This is a genomic window from Streptomyces sp. NPDC045695 (genome assembly GCF_056432025.1).
Genome location: NZ_JBWKJU010000002.1, coordinates 339,151 through 357,608, shown reverse-complemented (window position 1 = coordinate 357,608; position 18,458 = coordinate 339,151). Strand labels below are relative to the sequence as shown.

The 18,458-nt window shown below is 70.9% G+C and carries 17 protein-coding genes; 14 read left to right on the top strand and 3 right to left on the bottom strand.

Annotation, left to right across the window (positions count from 1 at the left end; translation table 11 throughout):
* Window positions 1-2 precede the first annotated feature (2 nt).
* Entirely contained in the window at window positions 3-755 is a 753-nt protein-coding gene (locus tag AC07DU_RS04740) for an RNA polymerase sigma factor (protein WP_479109899.1), read from the top strand.
* Window positions 755-1,798, top strand: a complete 1,044-nt coding sequence (locus tag AC07DU_RS04735) for a hypothetical protein (RefSeq protein WP_479109608.1) — start codon at window positions 755-757, stop codon at window positions 1,796-1,798. Before AC07DU_RS04740 ends, AC07DU_RS04735 begins: the two co-directional genes overlap by 1 nt.
* A 247-nt stretch (window positions 1,799-2,045) precedes the next feature.
* Here AC07DU_RS04735 and AC07DU_RS04730 read toward each other — a convergent pair whose 3' ends face one another.
* Window positions 2,046-2,915 (bottom strand): L,D-transpeptidase family protein, encoded by an 870-nt coding sequence (locus AC07DU_RS04730; RefSeq protein ID WP_479109606.1) that lies wholly within the window; start codon window positions 2,913-2,915, stop codon window positions 2,046-2,048.
* 179 nt (window positions 2,916-3,094) lie between these two features.
* On the opposite strand from AC07DU_RS04730, the gene AC07DU_RS04725 reads away from it, so the two are divergent.
* The 11 genes from AC07DU_RS04725 (at window position 3,095) to AC07DU_RS04675 (ending at window position 15,193) form a co-directional block, all read left to right on the top strand.
* Entirely contained in the window at window positions 3,095-4,675 is a 1,581-nt protein-coding gene (locus tag AC07DU_RS04725) for an acyl-CoA mutase large subunit family protein (RefSeq protein WP_479109604.1), read from the top strand.
* Window positions 4,676-4,754: 79 nt separating this feature from the next.
* Window positions 4,755-5,417 carry a leucine efflux protein LeuE gene (gene leuE / locus AC07DU_RS04720; RefSeq protein WP_479026513.1) on the top strand — a complete coding sequence of 221 codons (663 nt, stop codon included), beginning with the start codon at window positions 4,755-4,757 and terminating at the stop codon, window positions 5,415-5,417.
* A 211-nt stretch (window positions 5,418-5,628) separates the two neighbouring features.
* Window positions 5,629-6,873: an amidohydrolase gene (locus AC07DU_RS04715; protein WP_479027128.1), complete on the top strand. Its 1,245-nt coding sequence runs from the start codon at window positions 5,629-5,631 to the stop codon at window positions 6,871-6,873.
* A gap of 229 nt (window positions 6,874-7,102) precedes the next feature.
* A complete protein-coding gene (locus tag AC07DU_RS04710) occupies window positions 7,103-8,164 on the top strand; it encodes a BMP family lipoprotein (RefSeq protein ID WP_360897366.1) in 1,062 nt (353 codons plus the stop codon).
* Window positions 8,165-8,380: 216 nt separating this feature from the next.
* Entirely contained in the window at window positions 8,381-9,985 is a 1,605-nt protein-coding gene (locus AC07DU_RS04705; RefSeq protein WP_360897451.1) for an ABC transporter ATP-binding protein, read from the top strand.
* Entirely contained in the window at window positions 9,982-11,097 is a 1,116-nt protein-coding gene (locus AC07DU_RS04700) for an ABC transporter permease (protein ID WP_366868335.1), read from the top strand. Before AC07DU_RS04705 ends, AC07DU_RS04700 begins: the two co-directional genes overlap by 4 nt.
* Window positions 11,094-12,359: an ABC transporter permease gene (locus AC07DU_RS04695; RefSeq protein WP_360897370.1), complete on the top strand. Its 1,266-nt coding sequence runs from the start codon at window positions 11,094-11,096 to the stop codon at window positions 12,357-12,359. The genes AC07DU_RS04700 and AC07DU_RS04695 overlap by 4 nt, the downstream gene beginning before the upstream one ends.
* A complete protein-coding gene (locus tag AC07DU_RS04690) occupies window positions 12,356-12,754 on the top strand; it encodes a cytidine deaminase (protein WP_360897372.1) in 399 nt (132 codons plus the stop codon). Before AC07DU_RS04695 ends, AC07DU_RS04690 begins: the two co-directional genes overlap by 4 nt.
* A gap of 86 nt (window positions 12,755-12,840) precedes the next feature.
* Entirely contained in the window at window positions 12,841-14,118 is a 1,278-nt protein-coding gene (locus AC07DU_RS04685; RefSeq protein ID WP_479109601.1) for a thymidine phosphorylase, read from the top strand.
* A 94-nt stretch (window positions 14,119-14,212) separates the two neighbouring features.
* Entirely contained in the window at window positions 14,213-14,803 is a 591-nt protein-coding gene (locus AC07DU_RS04680) for a Uma2 family endonuclease (protein WP_479026520.1), read from the top strand.
* Between the two features lie 51 nt (window positions 14,804-14,854).
* On the top strand, window positions 14,855-15,193 hold the full coding sequence (locus tag AC07DU_RS04675; RefSeq protein ID WP_479026523.1) for an STAS domain-containing protein: 339 nt from the start codon (window positions 14,855-14,857) through the stop codon (window positions 15,191-15,193).
* Here AC07DU_RS04675 and AC07DU_RS04670 read toward each other — a convergent pair.
* Window positions 15,089-16,087 carry a sigma-70 family RNA polymerase sigma factor gene (locus AC07DU_RS04670; RefSeq protein ID WP_479026526.1) on the bottom strand — a complete coding sequence of 333 codons (999 nt, stop codon included), beginning with the start codon at window positions 16,085-16,087 and terminating at the stop codon, window positions 15,089-15,091. The genes AC07DU_RS04675 and AC07DU_RS04670 overlap by 105 nt on opposite strands.
* 198 nt (window positions 16,088-16,285) lie before the next feature.
* Between AC07DU_RS04670 and AC07DU_RS04665 the strand changes: the two genes are divergently transcribed.
* Entirely contained in the window at window positions 16,286-17,641 is a 1,356-nt protein-coding gene (locus tag AC07DU_RS04665) for an MFS transporter (RefSeq protein WP_479109599.1), read from the top strand.
* 12 nt (window positions 17,642-17,653) lie between these two features.
* Here the strand turns inward: AC07DU_RS04665 and AC07DU_RS04660 are convergent, their stop codons facing one another.
* A complete protein-coding gene (locus AC07DU_RS04660) occupies window positions 17,654-18,376 on the bottom strand; it encodes a L,D-transpeptidase family protein (RefSeq protein WP_479109597.1) in 723 nt (240 codons plus the stop codon).
* Between the last annotated feature and the right edge of the window lie 82 nt (window positions 18,377-18,458).

Sequence of the window (18,458 nt, the reverse complement as noted above, 5' to 3'; positions counted from 1 at the left end):
CTTTGCTGGGGGACGACGCGGAACTGACCGCCGCGGTGCTCGCGGCGCAGGGCGGCGACGAGAACGGGTTCCGTGCCGTGTACCGCGCCGTGCACCCACGCCTGCTCGGTTACGTACGCACGCTCGTCGGAGACGGCGACGCGGAGGACGTGACCTCCGAGGCCTGGCTGCAGATCGCCCGCGACCTCGACTCCTTCACCGGCGACGCCGACCGCTTCCGCGGCTGGGCCGCCCGCATCGCCCGCAACCGGGCCCTCGACCACATCCGCATGCGCGGCCGCCGCCCCGCCATCGGCGGCGACGACACCGAGCTCACCGCCTGGGCCGCCGACTGCGACACCGCGGGCGCGGCCATGGAGGCCCTCTCCACCGGACGGACCATGGCCCTCATCGCGAAGCTGCCGCAGGACCAGGCCGAGGCCGTCGTCCTGCGGGTCGTGGTCGGGCTGGACGCCAAGAGCGCGGCGGAGACCCTCGGGAAGCGGCCGGGCGCCGTACGGACCGCCGCCCACCGTGGCCTGAAGAAGCTGGCCGAGCTGCTCGCCGCGCAGGGTCTGGAGGGCGGGTTCGAGCCGACCTCGGACACCGGCGCGGATCCCGGCGCGCCGGTCGGTCATAATGCCGATGGCCAGCCGTGGGACGGCGGGGACGGGAGGGATCTCGACGCCGTACCCGCTCAGCGCGGCCGGGGCAGGGGCTTCGTGGAACAAACCGGTGTGACGCATTCACGTTGGCGGACGCAGAAGGACATGTGATGGCCGACGAGCTCAACGGGTGGCTGGACGAAGCCGCGGCGGACAGACTGCTGCGCGGAGAGCCGGTGGAACCTGTGGGTCAGGCCGCCGACCGGCGGGCCCGCATCGAGGCCGCACGGCTGCGCGCCGCCCTCGACGCCCTGGCCCCCTCGGCCGATCTGGCGTCCGCCGGCGCGGAACTGCCCGGCGAGGCCGCGGCGCTGGCCGCCTTCCGCGCGGCACGCGCCACGATGGGCACCCCGGCGGGCACCCCGGCGGCCGTATCCGGGGAACCCCTGATCGATCTCGGCCGCATCGTTCCTGCGGACGCGCACGCGCACGCCCCCGCAGCCGCATCCGTCCGGGCACTCGGGCACCGGCGCCGCCGCACCGTCAGCTTCGGCCTGGCGGCGGCCCTGGCGAGCGTCGCCGTCGGCGGACTGGCCGCCGCGGCGGGCGCCGGGCTGCTGGAACGGTCCCGGCACGACAGCGCGGGACCCGGACCGGCCCTGTCCGTCAGCGCCGAGGAGAACCCGGCCCCGGGCACCGGCACCGGCGCCCCGACCCCCGGACCGAAGCTGCGGTCCACCCCGCTGCCGGACGGCTCCCACGCGACGGCCACGCCGGGCGCGACGCAGCCGCCGGGCGCGGACGGCCGTACGACACAGGGGAGCGGGAACGCCGGGACCTCCTCGGGCACCGCGGCGACCGGCGGCGGCTCGGGCAAGGACGCCCGGGACGGCCAGAGCGGCGCCGGCGGCGCAGGCGGGACCCAGGACACCTTCACCGGGGACCTCGCCAAGGACCGCGAGGCGCAGAACCGCCTCACGGTGGACCTCTGCAAGGACTTCCGGTCGGGCGTCATCAACGACGACCGCCGTGAGCGGCTCTCGCGCCTGGCCGACGGCATCGCGCGGATCCCGAAGTACTGCGAGACGGTGCTGGACGGCGACTCCGGCGCCAAGCGGGGCGACGCCCCGCAGCAGGACGGCAGGCTCAGGGCTCCGAGCCGCCTGACGCCCGCCGTTCCGCAGGGTTCGACGGGACTGCTCACCAGCCGCTGAACATGCGATGACCTGCCTGTAACACTTTTCGAAGCGGTGGCGCAGTACATATCGAGCCGACTGGTCATCGGCCGCGCATGAGCCGGGGTTCCCCCCGTACCCCTGGGCTCTGCGCAACCGGCGCGGGCGGGGCACGTTCCCCCGGCCCTGCCCGCGCCCTTTACTTATCGACCACGTAGCCCAGGTACCGCTCAGGTACCGACCTGGGGGGACCGCAGAGCGGTCCCCCGGTCCGCGGCCCGCCACCTCACCAGTAGACGACGACCTTGTCGCCGACCTGTACCTGGCCGAAGAGCGTCGAGAGCTTGCCCTTGTCCCGGACGTTCACGCAGCCGTGCGAGGCGCCGGCGTAGCCACGGGCCGCGAAGTCGGCCGAGTAGTGCACCGCCTGGCCCCCGCTGAAGAACATCGCGTACGGCATCGGCGTGTGGTAGAGCGTCGACACCCAGTCCTTCTCCTTGCGGTCCACCTTGAACTCGCCCTCGCGGGTCGGCGTGTTCTCCGAACCGAAGCGGACGTCCATCGTGGAGACGACCTTGCCGTCGATCATCCAGGCGAGGGTGCGGCTCTCCTTGCTGATGCACATCACCCGGCCCGTCATGCAGCGCGGATCCGGAGCGTCGACCTCGTTGACGGTCGGCGGGCGCAGCTCGTCGGCGGTGGGCTTCTTGGAAAGGCTCTGGATCTTCTTCCAGCTGGCCTCGTCGACCGCACCGCTCGCGGTCAGGCTGTGCTTCGACTGGAAGGTCTTGACCGCGGCCGTCGTCTTCGAGCCGTAGAAGCCGGTCGGCGCGACCGTCATCAGCTTGAGCTGCTTCAGCCGGGCCTGGAGCTCGCGCACCTGCTCGCTCTCGTCGCCGTTGGCCATGATCGCCTTCACCGTGGGCGAAGGGGAGGCCGACGGGGAGGCCGAAGCGGAGGGCGACGCCGACGGCGAGGCGTCGCCGGGCTTGTCGTCGGAAGGGGAGGCTTCGGGGGAGGCACCCGCCACGGGCGATGACGAAGCCGAGGAAGCGGAGCCCGTGGACTCAGCCTTCTGCGGCCCGCAGGCGGTCGCGGCGAGCGCGACGGCGGTGGCCACCCCGATCGTGCGGATTATGACTCTTTGGCGCTGCATTGCAGTCCCCCGGTTTCTACGTCGTGTATCTAGGTGATGCCTCGCGCGCGTGGAGAGTTGCACTGGGCCCCGGGATGTTGCGCCATTGTGACCGGCAGCCGTCCGCAGCCTTACGAAGCGATGTGCGGGGACGGTTGTATCAGTCCCGGGCCCGATCGTTCTACGGAGGGTTTCGTCACATGGCACGTACCGAGAGCGGTATCCCGATCGAACCCGTCTACGAGTCGGGCGACCTGACGGGGTGGGACCCGGCCGTCCAACTGGGCGAACCGGGCGACTTCCCCTACACCCGGGGGATTTATCCCACGATGTACACCGGCCGTCCCTGGACGATGCGGCAGTACGCCGGGTTCGGCACGGCCGCCGAGTCCAACGCGCGCTACCGCCAGCTCATCGCGGGCGGCGGCACCGGGCTGTCGGTCGCCTTCGACCTGCCCACCCAGATGGGACACGACTCCGACGCCCCGCTCGCGCACGGCGAGGTCGGCAAGGTCGGTGTCGCCGTCGACTCGCTCGACGACATGCGGACGCTGTTCGACGGGATCCCCCTGGACCGGGTCTCCACCTCCATGACCATCAACGCGCCCGCCGCGCTGCTCCTGCTGCTCTACCAACTCGTCGCGGAGGAACAGGGCATCTCGGGCGCGCAGCTGACGGGGACCGTGCAGAACGACGTGCTGAAGGAGTACATCGCGCGCGGGACGTACATCTTCCCGCCCGGGCCCTCGCTCCGGCTGACGGCCGACACCTTCCGCTACTGCCGCACCGAGATCCCCAAGTGGAACACCATCTCCATCTCCGGCTACCACATGGCCGAAGCGGGGGCCTCGCCCGCGCAGGAGGTGGCCTTCACCCTCGCCGACGGGATCGCCTACGTCCGTACGGCGCTGGCGGCCGGGATGGCCGTCGACGAGTTCGCGCCCCGGCTCTCCTTCTTCTTCGTCGCCCGCACCACCTTGCTGGAGGAGGTCGCGAAGTTCCGTGCGGCCCGGCGGATCTGGGCCCGCGTCATGCGGGAGGAGTTCGGGGCGCGCGATCCGAAATCGCTGATGCTGCGCTTCCACACCCAGACGGCCGGGGTCCAGCTGACCGCGCAGCAGCCCGAGCTCAATCTCGTACGGGTGGGCGTGCAGGCACTGGCCGCCGTGCTGGGCGGCACCCAGTCGCTGCACACCAACTCCTTCGACGAGGCGATCGCGCTGCCCACGGAGAAGTCCGCCCGGCTCGCGCTGCGCACCCAGCAGGTCCTCGCGTACGAGACGGACGTGCCGCACACCGTGGACCCCTTCGCCGGGTCGTACGCGGTGGAGCGGATGACGGACGAGATGGAGGAGGCCGTCCTCGGGCTGATGCGGCGGGTCGAGGACCAGGGCGGGGCGGTGGCCGCGATCGAGAACGGTTTCCAGAAGGGCGAGATCGAGCGGAACGCCTACCGCATCGCGCAGGAGACCGAGAGCGGCGAGCGCGTGGTGGTCGGGGTCAACCGCTTCGCGCTGGAGCGGGAGGAACCGTACGAGCCGCTGCGCGTGGACCCGGAGATCGAGGCGCGGCAGCGCGCGGGGCTGGCGCGGCTGCGGGCAGAGCGGGACGGGGCGGCGGTGGCGGCGGCCCTCGCGGCCCTGCGGGACGCGGCGGCGGGGACCGGGAACGTGCTCTACCCGATGAAGGACGCGCTGCGGGCGCGGGCGACGGTGGGGGAGGTGTGCGGGGCGCTGCGGGAGGTCTGGGGGGCGTACGAACCGGTTGAATCCGCCTGGTGACCCCGCTCATCGGCAGAGGGAATCCGCACGGGGGAAAGGACTGGCGCGACAGGTGCGTCCTTATGGGACACTCCTGCGCATGCTGGGTGTGACAGATCTTCCGACTTATCTCGCCGGCCTGGTACTGATCATTCTGCTTCCGGGGCCGAACTCGCTCTACGTGCTGTCCGTCGCGGCCCGCCGCGGGGTCCGCACCGGGTACAAGGCCGCCGCCGGGGTGTTCACCGGCGACGCCGTCCTGATGCTGCTGACCGCCGTGGGCGCCGGGGCGCTGCTCCAGGCGAGCCCCCTGGTGTTCACCGTGGTGAAGGTGCTCGGCGCCGGGTACCTGGCGTGGCTGGCGGTGGGCATGATGCGGGGCGCCCGGGCGCTGTGGCGCACCCGCCGGGAGCGCGAGGAGGAGCCGGCCGTCGTGCCCGCCGGTCCGGGCGAGGGCGACGGCGAGGGCGAGCGGCCCTACCGGCGCGCGCTGCTGATCAGCCTCCTCAACCCGAAGGCCATCCTCTTCCTGATGTCCTTCTTCGTGCAGTTCGTGGATCCGTCCTACGCCTACCCCGCGCTGTCGTTCCTGGTCCTGGGCGGCCTGCTGCAGACCGGCAGCTTCCTGTACCTGACGCTGCTGATATTCGGCGGCACCCGCCTCTCCGCCGCGTTCCGCCGCCGCAAGCGGCTGTCGGCCGGTGCGACGTCGGCGGCGGGCGTGCTGTTCCTCGGCTTCGCGGCCAAGCTCGCGGCCGGCTGATCCCTTCGCCGGGCGGCGACACCGCCCGTGAGGTGCGCAGACTCCCTGGCCAGGCGGCTGCCACGGCCGGATGAGCGCGCGAGTTTACCCCCGCGCGCTTCCGGTCATGCCTCCAGAGGCCGGGTTTCTTTCCCCTAACGGCATGAACTTTTCGTGATCCCTGGCCAGTTGACCCATTCGTACGCCTACCCTTAAACGGGTGAACCAGTTGATGTCCCGCGAGTCCCAGACCGCCCAGCCCGCCGCGTCCGAGCGGCCCGAGCTGCCCGGCACACTTCCGGACCACCTGCGTACCGAACTGATCGCCTTCCGCCGGGACTTGCACATGCACCCGGAGCTCGGACACCAGGAATTCCGCACCACGGCGGCGATCAAAGCCCGGCTGGAGAAAGCCGGCCTGCGACCACGGGTGCTGAAGTCCGGCACGGGCCTGATCTGTGACGTCGGGACCTGGGATGGGCTGCGCCCCATGCTGGCTCTGCGCGCGGACATCGACGCCCTGCCCATCCCGGACACCAAGACGCACGTCTCGTACCGCTCGACCTTCCCGGACCGCGCCCACGCCTGCGGCCACGACGTGCACACCACCGTCGTCCTCGGCGCGGGCCTCGTGCTCGCCGAACTCGACCGCCAGGGGCTGCTGCCCCGCCCCGTACGGCTGCTGTTCCAGCCCGCCGAGGAGGTCCTCCCCGGCGGGGCCACCGACGCCATCGAGTCCGGGGTCCTGGACGGCGTGGGCAGGATCCTCGCCGTGCACTGCGACCCCCGGGTCGACGCCGGCCGGATCGGGCTGCGGCCCGGTCCCATCACCTCGGCCTGCGACCGGCTGGAGGTCACCCTCTCCGGCTCCGGAGGGCACACCGCCCGGCCGCACCTGACCACCGACCTGGTGACGGCCGCCGCCCGGGTGGCCATCGACGCCCCGGCCCTGCTGGCCCGCCGGATGGACGCCCGCTCGGGCATGTCCGTCACCTGGGGCCGGATCGAGGCCGGGCACGCCTGCAACGTCATCCCGATGCACGCCGAGCTGTCCGGAACCGTACGGTGCCTGGACCTCGCCGCCTGGCACGAGGCACCCGACATGATCCACGCGGCGATCGACGAGATCGCGACCATGCACGGGGCCAAGTTCGAGATCAACCACGTGCGGGGGGTGCCGCCGGTGGTCAACGACCCGGTGAGCACCGAGCTGCTGCGCGAGGCGATGACGGCCCGCTGCGGCGCCGGCTCGGTCGAGGACACCGAGCAGAGCCTGGGCGGGGAGGACTTCTCCTGGTACCTGGAGCACGTCCCGGGCGCCATGGCCCGCCTGGGCGTCCGCGCGCCCGGCGACACCGCCAAGCACGACCTGCACCGCGGCGACTTCGACGTGGACGAGTCCGCGATCGGCGTCGGCGTGGAGTTCTTCACGGCCGCCGCGCTGCTCGACGGGCGGCACGCCGGGCCCGCCGGGTAAAGGCCGGGGCAAACTCCTTACAACACGTGCGGGTCTCCTGGCAAACGTGTCCAGCCCTTGGTACACAAGGGCTGGGCGCGTGAGGAGTTACCAATCGGTCACTGTCTGGTTCACGACGATCCGATAACGACTCATGAACGGGCCTTTAACTGACATCTACGCGCGTTACGATCGCGGCGAAACCAGCGCCGGTCGTGGCGCTTCGGTCAGGTTTTGAAGGAGCCTCCCCTTGCGCCGGATCACCAGGATCGCCACCGTGGGCATCGCGTCCGCGGCGCTGGCCCTCTCGGCCACCGCCTGTGGCGGTAAGAAGTCCTCGGACACCCCGTCCACCGACGGCACCAAGGCCGCTGCCAGCGCCGCCATCGCGTACGACATCGGTGGCCGCGGCGACCAGTCGTTCAACGACGCCGCCTACGCGGGCCTGAAGAAGGCCGAAACCGATCTGAAGATCAAGGGCGCCGAGGCGGAGCCCACCGACGGTGAGGGCGAGGCCGACAAGGTCCAGCGCCTCACGGAGCTTGCCCGCAAGGGCAACAACCCGGTCATCGGCGTCGGCTTCTCCTACGCCCCGGCCATCAAGAAGGTCGCGCCGAAGTTCCCGAACACCACGTTCGGCATCATCGACGACACCTCGGTGACCGGCGCGAACATCGCCAACCTCGTCTTCAACGAGGAGCAGGGCTCCTACCTGGCCGGCGTCGCCGCCGCCAAGGTGTCCAAGACCGGCACGGTCGGCTTCATCGGCGGTGTCGAGGTTCCGCTGATCAAGAAGTTCGAGGCCGGCTTCACCCAGGGCGTCAAGGACACCAACCCGAACGCCAAGGTGCTGTCCGCCTACCTGACGCAGCCGCCGAACTTCGACGGTTTCTCCAAGCCCGACCTCGGCAAGGCCGCCGCGCAGGGCCAGCTCGACGCGGGTGGCGCCGACGTGGTCTACGCCGCCGCCGGTCTCGCCGGCTCGGGTGCCATCGAGGCCGCCGCCGCCAAGGGCAAGTGGGCCATCGGTGTCGACTCCGACCAGTACAACCAGGCCGGCCTGGCGAAGTACAAGGACGCCATCCTGACCTCGGTCACCAAGGACGTCTCGGACTCCGTCTTCGACCTGATCAAGTCGGTTCAGGACGGCAAGCCGGCCACCGGTGAGATCCGCTACGGCCTGGACAAGGACGGCGTCGGCCTGGCCGACTCCAACCCGAAGTACAAGGAGATGACCGACGTCGTCGCCGCGGTGGAGAAGGCCAAGGCCGACATCATCGCCAAGAAGATCACCGTCAAGACCGCCCCGTAAGGCCGTTCCTGACATGTAGTCGTGGTCTCCGGGGTCCGGGCAGCGGTCTCATTCGCTCCCGGGCCCCGAGCCGTGTATGAGTGACCTTGAGGTCTGTTGGCCTCAAGATTTCACTTCCGACAGTGCTACGCGCGTAGAAGCATCGTGGACGCGATACTTTCACTCCCCGCCCTGTCCCCCCTGCCTCCGCTCCTTCCGCGCCAAGGAGAGTGCGTCATCAACGCGTCCAGCCCGCCCCCCGCCGTAGAACTGCACGGCATCACCAAGCGCTTCCCCGGCGTCGTCGCCAACAAGGACATCGCGATCACCGTCCGCAAGGGCACGGTCCATGCCTTGATCGGCGAGAACGGCGCCGGCAAGTCGACCCTGATGAAGATCCTCTACGGCATGCAGAAGCCGGACGAGGGCACCATCGCCATCGACGGGGAGCAGGTCTCCTTCAGCAGCCCCGGCGACGCCATCGCCCGCGGCATCGGCATGGTGCACCAGCACTTCATGCTCGCCGACAACCTCACCGTCCTGGAGAACGTGGTCCTCGGCGGCGAGAAGCTGTACGGCATCGGTGCCAAGGCCCGTAAGAAGATCAAGGAGATCTCGGACTCGTACGGCCTCGGCGTGCGTCCCGACGCCCTGGTCGAGGACCTCGGTGTCGCCGACCGCCAGCGCGTGGAGATCCTCAAGGTCCTCTACCGCGGGGCCAAGATCCTCATCCTCGACGAGCCGACCGCCGTGCTCGTGCCGCAGGAGGTGGACGCGCTCTTCGACAACCTGCGCGAGCTCAAGGCCGAGGGCCTGACCGTCATCTTCATCTCGCACAAGCTGGGCGAGGTCCTGAAGGTCGCCGACGACATCACCGTCATCCGGCGCGGCACCACGGTCGGCACCGCGGACCCGAAGACCGCCACCACCAAGCAGCTGGCCGAGCTGATGGTCGGTTCCGAGCTGCCGTCGCCGGAGACCCGCGAGTCCACGGTGACCACCACCCCGATGCTGCGGGTCGACGGCCTGCGGCTGGCCGCGACCGACCCGGACGGCGTCGTCCGCGAGGTGCTGGCCGGCATCGACTTCACCATCCACAAGGGTGAGGTCCTCGGCATCGCCGGCGTCGAGGGCAACGGCCAGACGGAGCTCATCGAGGCCCTGATGGGCATGAGCATCCCCGACGGCGGAACGATCACGCTGGACGGCGCCGACATCTCCACCGCCCCGACGCGCACGCGCCGCGTGGCCGGGATCGGCTACATCCCCGAGGACCGCCACCGCCACGGCCTGCTGCTGGAGTCCTCCCTCTGGGAGAACCGCATCCTCGGCCACGTCACCGAGGCGCCCAACTCCAAGCGCGGCATCCTCGACCCGAAGGCGGCCCGCAAGGACACCGAGCGGATCGTGCGCGAGTACGACGTCCGCACGCCCGGCATCGAGGTCACCGCGGCCTCGCTCTCCGGCGGCAACCAGCAGAAGCTGATCGTCGGCCGCGAGATGAGCCACAACCCGAAGTTCCTGATCGCCGCCCACCCCACCCGCGGTGTGGACGTCGGCGCGCAGGCGCAGATCTGGGACGCGATCCGCGAGGCCCGCCGCGAGGGACTGGCGGTCCTGCTGATCTCCGCGGACCTGGACGAGCTGATCGGTCTGTCCGACACGCTGCGCGTGATCTACCGCGGCCGGCTGGTCGCGGACGCCGACCCGGCGACCGTCACCCCCGAGGAACTCGGCACCGCCATGACGGGCGCCGCCTCCGGGCACCTGGAAGCAACCGACAACCACTCCGCCACCGGCCCCGACGCGGGTGCCGCAACGCCGGAGGACGAGGCCCGATGAAGAAATTCGACAAGGACCGGCTGATCCTCGCTTTCGCCGGGCCCGTACTCGCGCTCGTCAGCGCCTTCGTGCTGACCATGATCGTGCTGGGGGCGACGGGCATCGACCCGATCGAGCCGCTGCGCCTCATGGTGGAGAACGCCGGTTACGAGGACGTCCAGGTCCTCATCGTGAACCAGGCGGGCACCTACTACCTGGCAGCCCTGGCCGTGGCCATCGGCTTCCGGATGAACCTCTTCAACATCGGTGTCGACGGCCAGTACCGCCTCGCCGCGATGATCTCCGCGCTGGTCGGCACCGCCGTCACGCTGCCCGGCCCGCTGCACCTGCTCGTGATCGTGCTCGTCGCCATGCTGACCGGTGCCTTCTGGTCCGGCATCGCGGGTGTCCTCAAGGCCAAGCGCGGGGTGAGCGAGGTCGTTTCGACGATCATGCTCAACGCCATCGCGACCAGCCTCATCGCGTGGCTGATCCTGCCGAAGAACCTCGGTGTCCAGCCGGCGGGCTCCAACGACCTGACCACCGGCGAGATCGCCGAGTCCGGCTGGTTCCCGGCCCTGTCGATCGGTGACGGCCTGGAGATCTACGGCTTCACCTTCGTGGCGTTCGCCCTCGGCGTCGTCTACTGGTTCACGCTCAACCGCACCCGCTTCGGCTTCGACCTGCGCGCCACCGGCGCCAGCGAGTCCGCCGCCCAGGCCTCCGGTGTGGACGCCAAGAAGATGATCATCACCTCGATGCTGATCTCGGGCGCGGTCGCCGGCCTGTCCGGCATGCCGCAGCTGCTGGGCGAGACCCACACGTACAACCTGTCCTTCCCCGTGGGTGTCGGCTTCACCGGCATCACCATCGCGCTGCTCGGCCGCAACAGCCCGGTCGGCATCCTCTTCGCCGCGTTCCTGATGTCCTTCATCGACAAGGCCTCGGCCTCGCTCGACACGGAGGGGTACGCGAAGGAGATCGGCACGATCATGAAGGGCCTGATCGTGATCGCGGTCGTCGTCTCGTACGAGCTCGTCCGCCGTTACGGCATCCGCCGCCAGCAGCAGAAGGTCGGCGAGGAACTGGCCGCAGGCCACGCCATCAAGACCGAGAAGGAGGTCGCGGCGTGAGCACCAGCACCGTTTCCGCGACGGCCGCCGCCCCGAAGAAGTCCGGCGGCCGCAAGAAGCTCACCCTGCCCTGGATCATGCTGATCGTCGCGGGTGGCCTCGCGCTGGTCTCCCTGGTCCGCCTGATCAGCGGGGCCAACGACCTGACCTCGGTCGGCCAGGTCTCGGGCGCCCTCTCGCTGGCCGTGCCGATCGGCCTCGCCGGCCTCGGCGGTCTGTGGGCCGAGCGCGCCGGTGTCGTCAACATCGGTCTCGAAGGCATGATGATCCTCGGCACCTGGTTCGGTGCCTGGGCCGGCTACCAGTGGGGCCCGTGGACGGGTGTCGCGCTCGGCATCCTCGGCGGCGCCGTCGGCGGCCTGCTGCACGCGATCATCACGGTCACCTTCAACGTGAACCACATCGTCTCCGGTGTCGCCATCAACATCCTGGCGCTGGGCTTCACCCAGTACCTGTCGAACTTCACGTTCGCCGACGCGCCGGGCGGCTCCTCCAAGCAGTCCCCGCAGGTCGAGCCGATCACCAAGATCACCGTGCCGGGGCTGTCGGACTGGATGTCCGACCTCCAGGGCAAGCACTGGTTCTTCGTCTCGGACCTCGCCGGCGTCATCGGCGGCCTGGTCACCGACATCTCGCTGCTGACGGTCCTCGCCCTGCTGCTGATCCCGGCCACCTGGTGGGTGCTGTGGCGCACCACCTTCGGCCTGCGGCTGCGCTCCTGCGGTGAGAACCCGGTCGCCGCGGAGTCGCTGGGCGTCAACGTCTACAAGTACAAGTACATCGCCGTGATCGTCTCGGGCGGCCTGGCCGGCCTGGGCGGCGTGTTCCTGTCCATCGTCGCCAGCCCCATCTACCAGGAGGGGCAGACCGGCGGCCGCGGCTACATCGGTCTCGCCGCGATGATCTTCGGTAACTGGATGCCGGGCGGCATGGCCATGGGCGCGGGCCTGTTCGGCTTCATCGACAGCCTCAAGCTGCGCGGTGGCGCCGAGAACGTCCACGCGATGCTGCTGCTGATCGCGATCCTGCTGGTGCTGGTCTGCGCCTGGCAGCTCTACAAGAAGAAGTACGTCCAGGCCGGCGTCTCGGCGGTCTTCGCCGCGCTGCTGTTCGTCTGGTACGCGGCGACGGACTCGGTGCCGAGCCAGTTCGTCGACGCGGCCCCGTACCTGACGACGCTGCTGGTGCTCGCCCTGTCGGCGCAGCGCCTGCGGATGCCGAAGGCGGACGGCCTGCCGTACCGCAAGGGCCAGGGCAAGTGACGCCGGCGCCCACCGTCGACTGGGAGGCCCTGCGCGAGGCCGCCCGGGACGCCATGTCCCGGGCCTACGCCCCGTACTCGGGCTTCCCCGTCGGGGTCGCCGCGCTCGTCGACGACGGCAGGACGGTCGTCGGCTGCAACGTGGAGAACGCGAGCTACGGGCTCGGGCTGTGCGCCGAGTGCGGCCTGGTCTCCTCCCTCCAGGCGACGGGCGGGGGCCGGCTGACGCACTTCACCTGCGTCGACGGCCGGGGTGAGATCCTCGTCCCGTGCGGCCGCTGCCGACAGCTGCTCTTCGAATTCGGCGGAGCGGAACTGCTGGTGGAGACCCCGAAGGGGATCCTTCCGCTGGCGGAGATGCTGCCCCAGGCCTTCGGGCCCGACCACTTGAGATAGCCGTGCCGACGGCCCTCCGCCCCCGGGCGGGGGGCCGTCGTACTTCCGCAAACCCCTCTCTCTATGCGCGTAGAAGGAAGCACCACATGGACGTCATCTCCGTCATCCGGACCAAGCGGGACCGCGGTGAGCTGAGCCCCGAGCAGATCGACTGGGTCATCGACGCGTACACCCGCGGTGTCGTGGCCGACGAGCAGATGTCCGCGCTGGCGATGGCCATCCTGCTGAACGGCATGAACCGCACCGAGATCGCCCGCTGGACCGCGGCGATGATCGCCTCCGGTGAGCGCATGAACTTCGACTCGCTCTCCCGGCCGACCGCCGACAAGCACTCCACGGGCGGCGTCGGCGACAAGATCACCCTGCCGCTGGCCCCCCTCGTCGCCGCGTGCGGCGCGGCCGTCCCGCAGCTGTCGGGCCGCGGGCTCGGCCACACGGGCGGCACCCTCGACAAGCTGGAGTCCATCCCCGGCTGGCGCGCGCTGCTCTCGAACGAGGAGATGATGCACGTCCTGGACACCACCGGCGCGGTCATCTGCGCGGCGGGCGACGGTCTGGCCCCGGCGGACAAGAAGCTCTACGCCCTGCGCGACGTCACCGGCACGGTCGAGGCCATCCCGCTCATCGCCTCCTCGATCATGTCCAAGAAGATCGCCGAGGGTACGGGTTCGCTCGTCCTGGACGTGAAGGTCGGCACCGGCGCCTTCATGAAGAACATCGAGGACGCGCGGGAACTGGCGCGGACCATGGTGGGCCTCGGCACCGACTCGGGCGTCAAGACCGTCGCGCTCCTGACGGACATGTCCACGCCGCTGGGCCTGACCGCCGGAAACGCGCTGGAGGTCCGCGAGTCGGTGGAGGTCCTGGCGGGCGGCGGTCCGGCGGACGTCGTCGAGCTGACCCTCGCGCTGGCCCAGGAGATGCTGGAGGCGGCGGGCATCAAGGACGCCGACCCGGCGAAGGCCCTGGCCGACGGCTCCGCGATGGACCACTGGCGCCGGATGATCGCGGCCCAGGGCGGCGACCCGGACGCGGCCCTGCCGGTGGCCCGCGAGCAGCACGTCGTCACGGCCCCGGCGTCGGGCGTCCTGACGCGCCTGGACGCGTACGGCGTCGGCGTCGGCGCATGGCGCCTGGGCGCCGGCCGCGCCCGCAAGGAGGACCCGGTGCAGGCGGGCGCGGGCATCGAGCTGCACGCGAAGCCGGGCGACACCGTCACGGCGGGCCAGCCGCTGATGACCCTGCACACGGACACCCCGGAGAAGTTCGAGTACGCGCTGGCCGCCCTGGAGGGCGGTTACGACATCGCTCCGGCGGGCACGGCCTTCTCCGCCACGCCGATCGTGCTGGACCGCATCGCCTGACCTGCGGCTTCTCCTTCGGGTGAACGGGACCGGTAGACCCTTGCCGGTCCCGTTCGGCATGCTGGGATCGGTGACGAAGCGATAGGAGCACACCATGAGCGCACTCGCAGTCGAGCACCAGCCACCGCGCGGTGACGACTGGGACTCGGTCGTCCGCCTCTGGGAGGAGATGGACGTGCCGAAGGGCTGCAAGGTGGAGATCATCGAGGGGATCGTCACCGTGGCACCACCACCCGTCAACAACCACAACTTGATCGCGGAATCGGTGCAACGCCGCCTGTACACGGTCATCCCCGAAGACTGGGGCGTCCACCAGACCCTCAACGTAGTTGTCCCGAGCCGCAGCGGTCTCTACATCCCGGACCTCGCGGTCGTGCCGAGGGAGACGGTCCCGGAAGGGGAGAACTTCGTTCCCGCGGCCGCCGCCGAGCTCGTCGTCGAGATCACGTCCAAGTCGAACGCTGTTAACGACCGCGTCTCCAAGCTGAACGGCTACGCTGCGGCGGGCGTACCGCTGTACCTGCTCATCGACCCGCATGCGACGGGCAGTCCCACCATCCACCTTTACGGCGAGCCCAGCGACGGCAAGTACCGCCTCCTGCACGCGGGCAAGTTCGGCGAGACCGTCCATCTCCCCGAGCCGTTCGACCTCGCCCTCGACACCTTCGGCTATCCCCGCCCGTAAACGAAGGTCGCCCCACCGGTGAGTTCCGGGCGCCGGGGGAGTCACCCCCTCGTGGAGATCGAACGATTCGTGCTGCCCGGACCTGCCCTGACGGCCCAGGACGCGGCCCTCCTGTGCTCGCGACTGACGGGGCTCTACGAGGCGGGGGCGCGGGCGGTGGTCTGCGACGCGGCCGCCGTCACCGTGCCCGGCCTCGCCGCCGTCGAGGTCCTCGCCCGGCTACGGGTGACCGCCCGCGGGCGCGGGGGCTTCGCCGTCACCGGGGCCACGCCTGACCTGCGCGTGCTACTGCACCTCGTAGGACTCGTCGAGCTCCTCGGGGAGGCCGAACAGCGGGAACCACCGGGCGGTGTCCAGGAAGGCGTTGAGCCCGGTGATCCTGCCGTCTGAGATCTCCAGGACCTGGAGCGCCCACGGAGTGTGACCCGGCCGCCCGTCCTCGCGCGGCCGGTACTGCCCGAAGGCCGGCATGCCGTTCGCGGTGGTCGGGATCAGGCGCGAGCCCTTGCACCCGATGCCCTGGTTCAGGTGCCAGGCCGCGATGTCCTCGTGGCCCTGGAGCCACAGGTCGAACGGCGGCATGGACAGCACCGCGTCCTCGTGGAGGAGCGTGGTGAGCCGGGTGATGTCGTACGCCTCGAAGGCGGACAGGTACTGCTCCAGCAGCTTCGCCTGCCCTTCGTCCAGCGGATCGGCGGCCTCGCTCTCGCGGATCCGGCTGCCGGCGAGGGTGGCCCGCGCCCGCTGGAGGGCGCTGTTCACCGAGGCCACGGTGGTGTCCAGCAGCTGGGCGACCTCGTCCGCCTTCCAGGCCAGCACCTCGCGCAGGATCAGCACCGCCCGCTGCTTCGCCGGCAGGTGCTGGAGCGCCGCGACGAAGGCCAGCCGGACGGACTCCTTGGCGAGGGCCATCTCCGCCGGGTCGGCGGTCTGCGGCAGCACGCGGCCGTCCGGGACCGGCTCCAGCCAGGTCACCTCGGGCCGCTCGCTCAGCACGGCGGAGGCCTGGTGCTGCGGGGCGGTCAGGTCCATCGGGCGGGCCCGCTTGGTGCCGGCCTTCAGCAGGTCCAGGCAGACGTTGGTGGCGATCCGGTACAGCCAGGACCGCAGCGAGGAGCGGCCCTCGAACTTCTCGTGGCTGCGCCAGGCGCGGATGTACGTGTCCTGCACCGCGTCCTCGGCGTCGAAGGACGAGCCGAGCATCCGGTAGCAGTAGCCGGTGAGCTCGACCCGGTACCGGTCCATCGCCGCATCGAGGTCCGTGGTGGTGGCGAGGTCGCTCATGTCCGTTGATCCCCCTGGTAGTTCCCGATACCCCGGAAACTACCGGAGGGGTCCGACAACGGCAGCCGGAAGCGCCGGGCCGCACCGGCCGCCGCTGATATGTCGACATCGAGTATCTTGACGTCAAGATTGATCTGGGGCAGGCTTCCGCCATGTATCTCGACATCGAGATACATGGCGGCGATGGGGAGGCCTGGAATGCGGCGCGGCGGGGAGATCCGGAAAGCACGGCGGGGGGAGCCCGGCCTGATCGCACAGCTGCGCCGGCCACCGGGGGGCCGCGACGCGCGGATCATGCTGCTCGCGCAGGCCCTGGACCGCGCGGGTACGGGCGTATGGGCCGCGTCCAGCGTCCTCTACTTCACCTTCATCGTCGGACTCGACGCCGGCCGGCTCGGCCTGCTGCTGGGCGCGGCCGGCGTGGCGGGCATCGCCGGATCACCTCTCGCGGGTCACCTCGCCGACCGGTTCCCCGTGCGCGCCCTGCTGATCGGCTGCCACCTGCTCCGCCTGGGCACCCTCTGCGCCCTGCTGGTGGTCACCGAATTCCACCTGCTGCTGCCCGTGTTCGCCCTCACCCACCTGGGAGACCGGGCGGCCAAGACCCTGGAGATGCTCTTCGCCACGAGGGTCGCGGGCGAGCGGCGCGCCACCTACCAGGCGTTGTCGCGCAGTTCGGCGAACGCCGGCTACGCCCTCGGCGCGGGCCTCGCCGCGATCGGCCTCGCCGTCGGGACCCGGGGCGCCTACCACGTCCTGATCCTGGCCAACGCGCTGTCCTTCCTGGCGGCCGCGGCCCTGGTGTGGCGCACCCGCGAGCCGCGCGGCCGCGGGCTCGTGGTCGCGCCGCCCACCGACGAGGAACAGGACCCCACGGCCCCGGGCGACCCGACGTCCGGGGCGGCGCCGGCCGTCCCGGACGGGCCGAGCCCCTGGCGCGACCGCGGCTACCTCCGGTTCGTCCTGCTGGACGTCCCGATGAACCTGGACGACTCGATCCTCAGCGTCGGCCTGCCGCTGTGGCTGGTGAGCCACACCACCGCGCCCCACGCCCTCATCCCCGCCTTCCTGGTCATCAACACCGTGCTCGTCGTCGCCCTCCAACTGCGCGTGTCGGCCAGGGTCCAGGGCGCCCGCCGGGCGACGGGAGCCGTCGCCTGGTACGGGCTGACGACCCTCGCCTGCTGCGTCCTGCTGGCCGCGGCCGCCGGGGGAGGGGTCTGGGCCGCCTCGGCGGCCCTGCTCGCCGCAGCGGTGCTGGGCACCGCCGCGGAGCTGATGCGGTCGGTGAGCTCCTGGGAACTGGCGGTCCGCCTCGCACCCCGCGAGGCGCGCGCCTCGTACCTCGGCGTGGCCGGCATGGCCCAGTCGGTCCAGAAGTCCGCGGGCCCGCTGCTGCTCACCGGCGCCGTGATGACCGCCGGCCCGGCGGGCTGGCTGGTCCTCGGAGCGGCGGTGGCCGGGCTGTCCCTCGTACAACGCCGGGCCAGCCTGCGGAGGTTGGACCGCCTGCACGCGGAGCCCGAGCGGGCTCCCGCCGGCTCGCCCCTCTGAACCCGCCGGCCCTCAGGTCCCGGGCTTGCGCCCGTAGACGTAGACGTCCTCGCCCTTGCCCAGCATGCTCCAGTAGGCCTTGGCGTCGGCGGGCCGCATGTTGACGCAGCCGCCCGAACCGGGCGGGTTCCACATGCTCTTGGCGGTCGAGTGGAAGGCGATGCCGCCGTCGAAGAACTGCGCGTAGGGCATCGGGACGTCGTAGATCGTCGACCAGTGGTCGATGCTGCGGTAGTAGATCTTCTTCAGGCCGGTCCGGGTCGGCGTGCCCTGCTTGCCGGTGCGGACCGGGACCGGGCCGTACGCCAGCGCGGCGCCGTCCTGGATCCAGCTGAGCTGCCGCGTCAGGTCGACGCAGGCGATCCGCCCGCGGTTCGTGGGGCAGTCGCCCCCCTTGTTCGGGGTGGTGCCCGCCGCCCGCTGGGCCAGGATCGTGCTCATCGTCTGCCAGGTCAGCGGCCCGGCGTACCCCTGGGCCGGGGCGATCCCGTGGCTCGACTGGAACGCCCTGACGGCCGCGCAGTCGGCCGCCGACTGCCTGCCGTCCGCGGGCCGCCCCAGGAACTGCTCCACCTGCCGCTGGTAGGGGCCCGTGGTCAGGTTGCAGGAGGCGGCCCGCGCCGGCTCGCCCGCCACGACCACCATCGGCAGGGCCAGCGCCAGCGCCGCCACCCCGCTCCACACCACCGTCGGCCGCTTACTTCGCCCGCGCGTCGTCCGCGCCCGCGTCCTCATCCGCGTCCTCATCGGTGTCCCCATCCGGTCCTCCCCTGTGCGCACGGCGTCTTCCCGGTGTTGCATGCCCGGAAAGCGAGCG

Coding starts and splice junctions, on each gene's coding strand:
- leuE (WP_479026513.1), top strand. CDS start 4,755: ATGCTGGGTGTGACAGATCTTCCGACTTATCTCGCCGGCCTGGTACTG.
- AC07DU_RS04725 (WP_479109604.1), top strand. CDS start 3,095: ATGGCACGTACCGAGAGCGGTATCCCGATCGAACCCGTCTACGAGTCG.
- AC07DU_RS04730 (WP_479109606.1), bottom strand. CDS start 2,915: ATGCAGCGCCAAAGAGTCATAATCCGCACGATCGGGGTGGCCACCGCC.
- AC07DU_RS04660 (WP_479109597.1), bottom strand. CDS start 18,376: ATGAGGACGCGGGCGCGGACGACGCGCGGGCGAAGTAAGCGGCCGACG.
- AC07DU_RS04735 (WP_479109608.1), top strand. CDS start 755: ATGGCCGACGAGCTCAACGGGTGGCTGGACGAAGCCGCGGCGGACAGA.
- AC07DU_RS04680 (WP_479026520.1), top strand. CDS start 14,213: ATGAGCGCACTCGCAGTCGAGCACCAGCCACCGCGCGGTGACGACTGG.
- AC07DU_RS04685 (WP_479109601.1), top strand. CDS start 12,841: ATGGACGTCATCTCCGTCATCCGGACCAAGCGGGACCGCGGTGAGCTG.
- AC07DU_RS04670 (WP_479026526.1), bottom strand. CDS start 16,087: ATGAGCGACCTCGCCACCACCACGGACCTCGATGCGGCGATGGACCGG.
- AC07DU_RS04700 (WP_366868335.1), top strand. CDS start 9,982: ATGAAGAAATTCGACAAGGACCGGCTGATCCTCGCTTTCGCCGGGCCC.
- AC07DU_RS04715 (WP_479027128.1), top strand. CDS start 5,629: ATGTCCCGCGAGTCCCAGACCGCCCAGCCCGCCGCGTCCGAGCGGCCC.
- AC07DU_RS04665 (WP_479109599.1), top strand. CDS start 16,286: ATGCGGCGCGGCGGGGAGATCCGGAAAGCACGGCGGGGGGAGCCCGGC.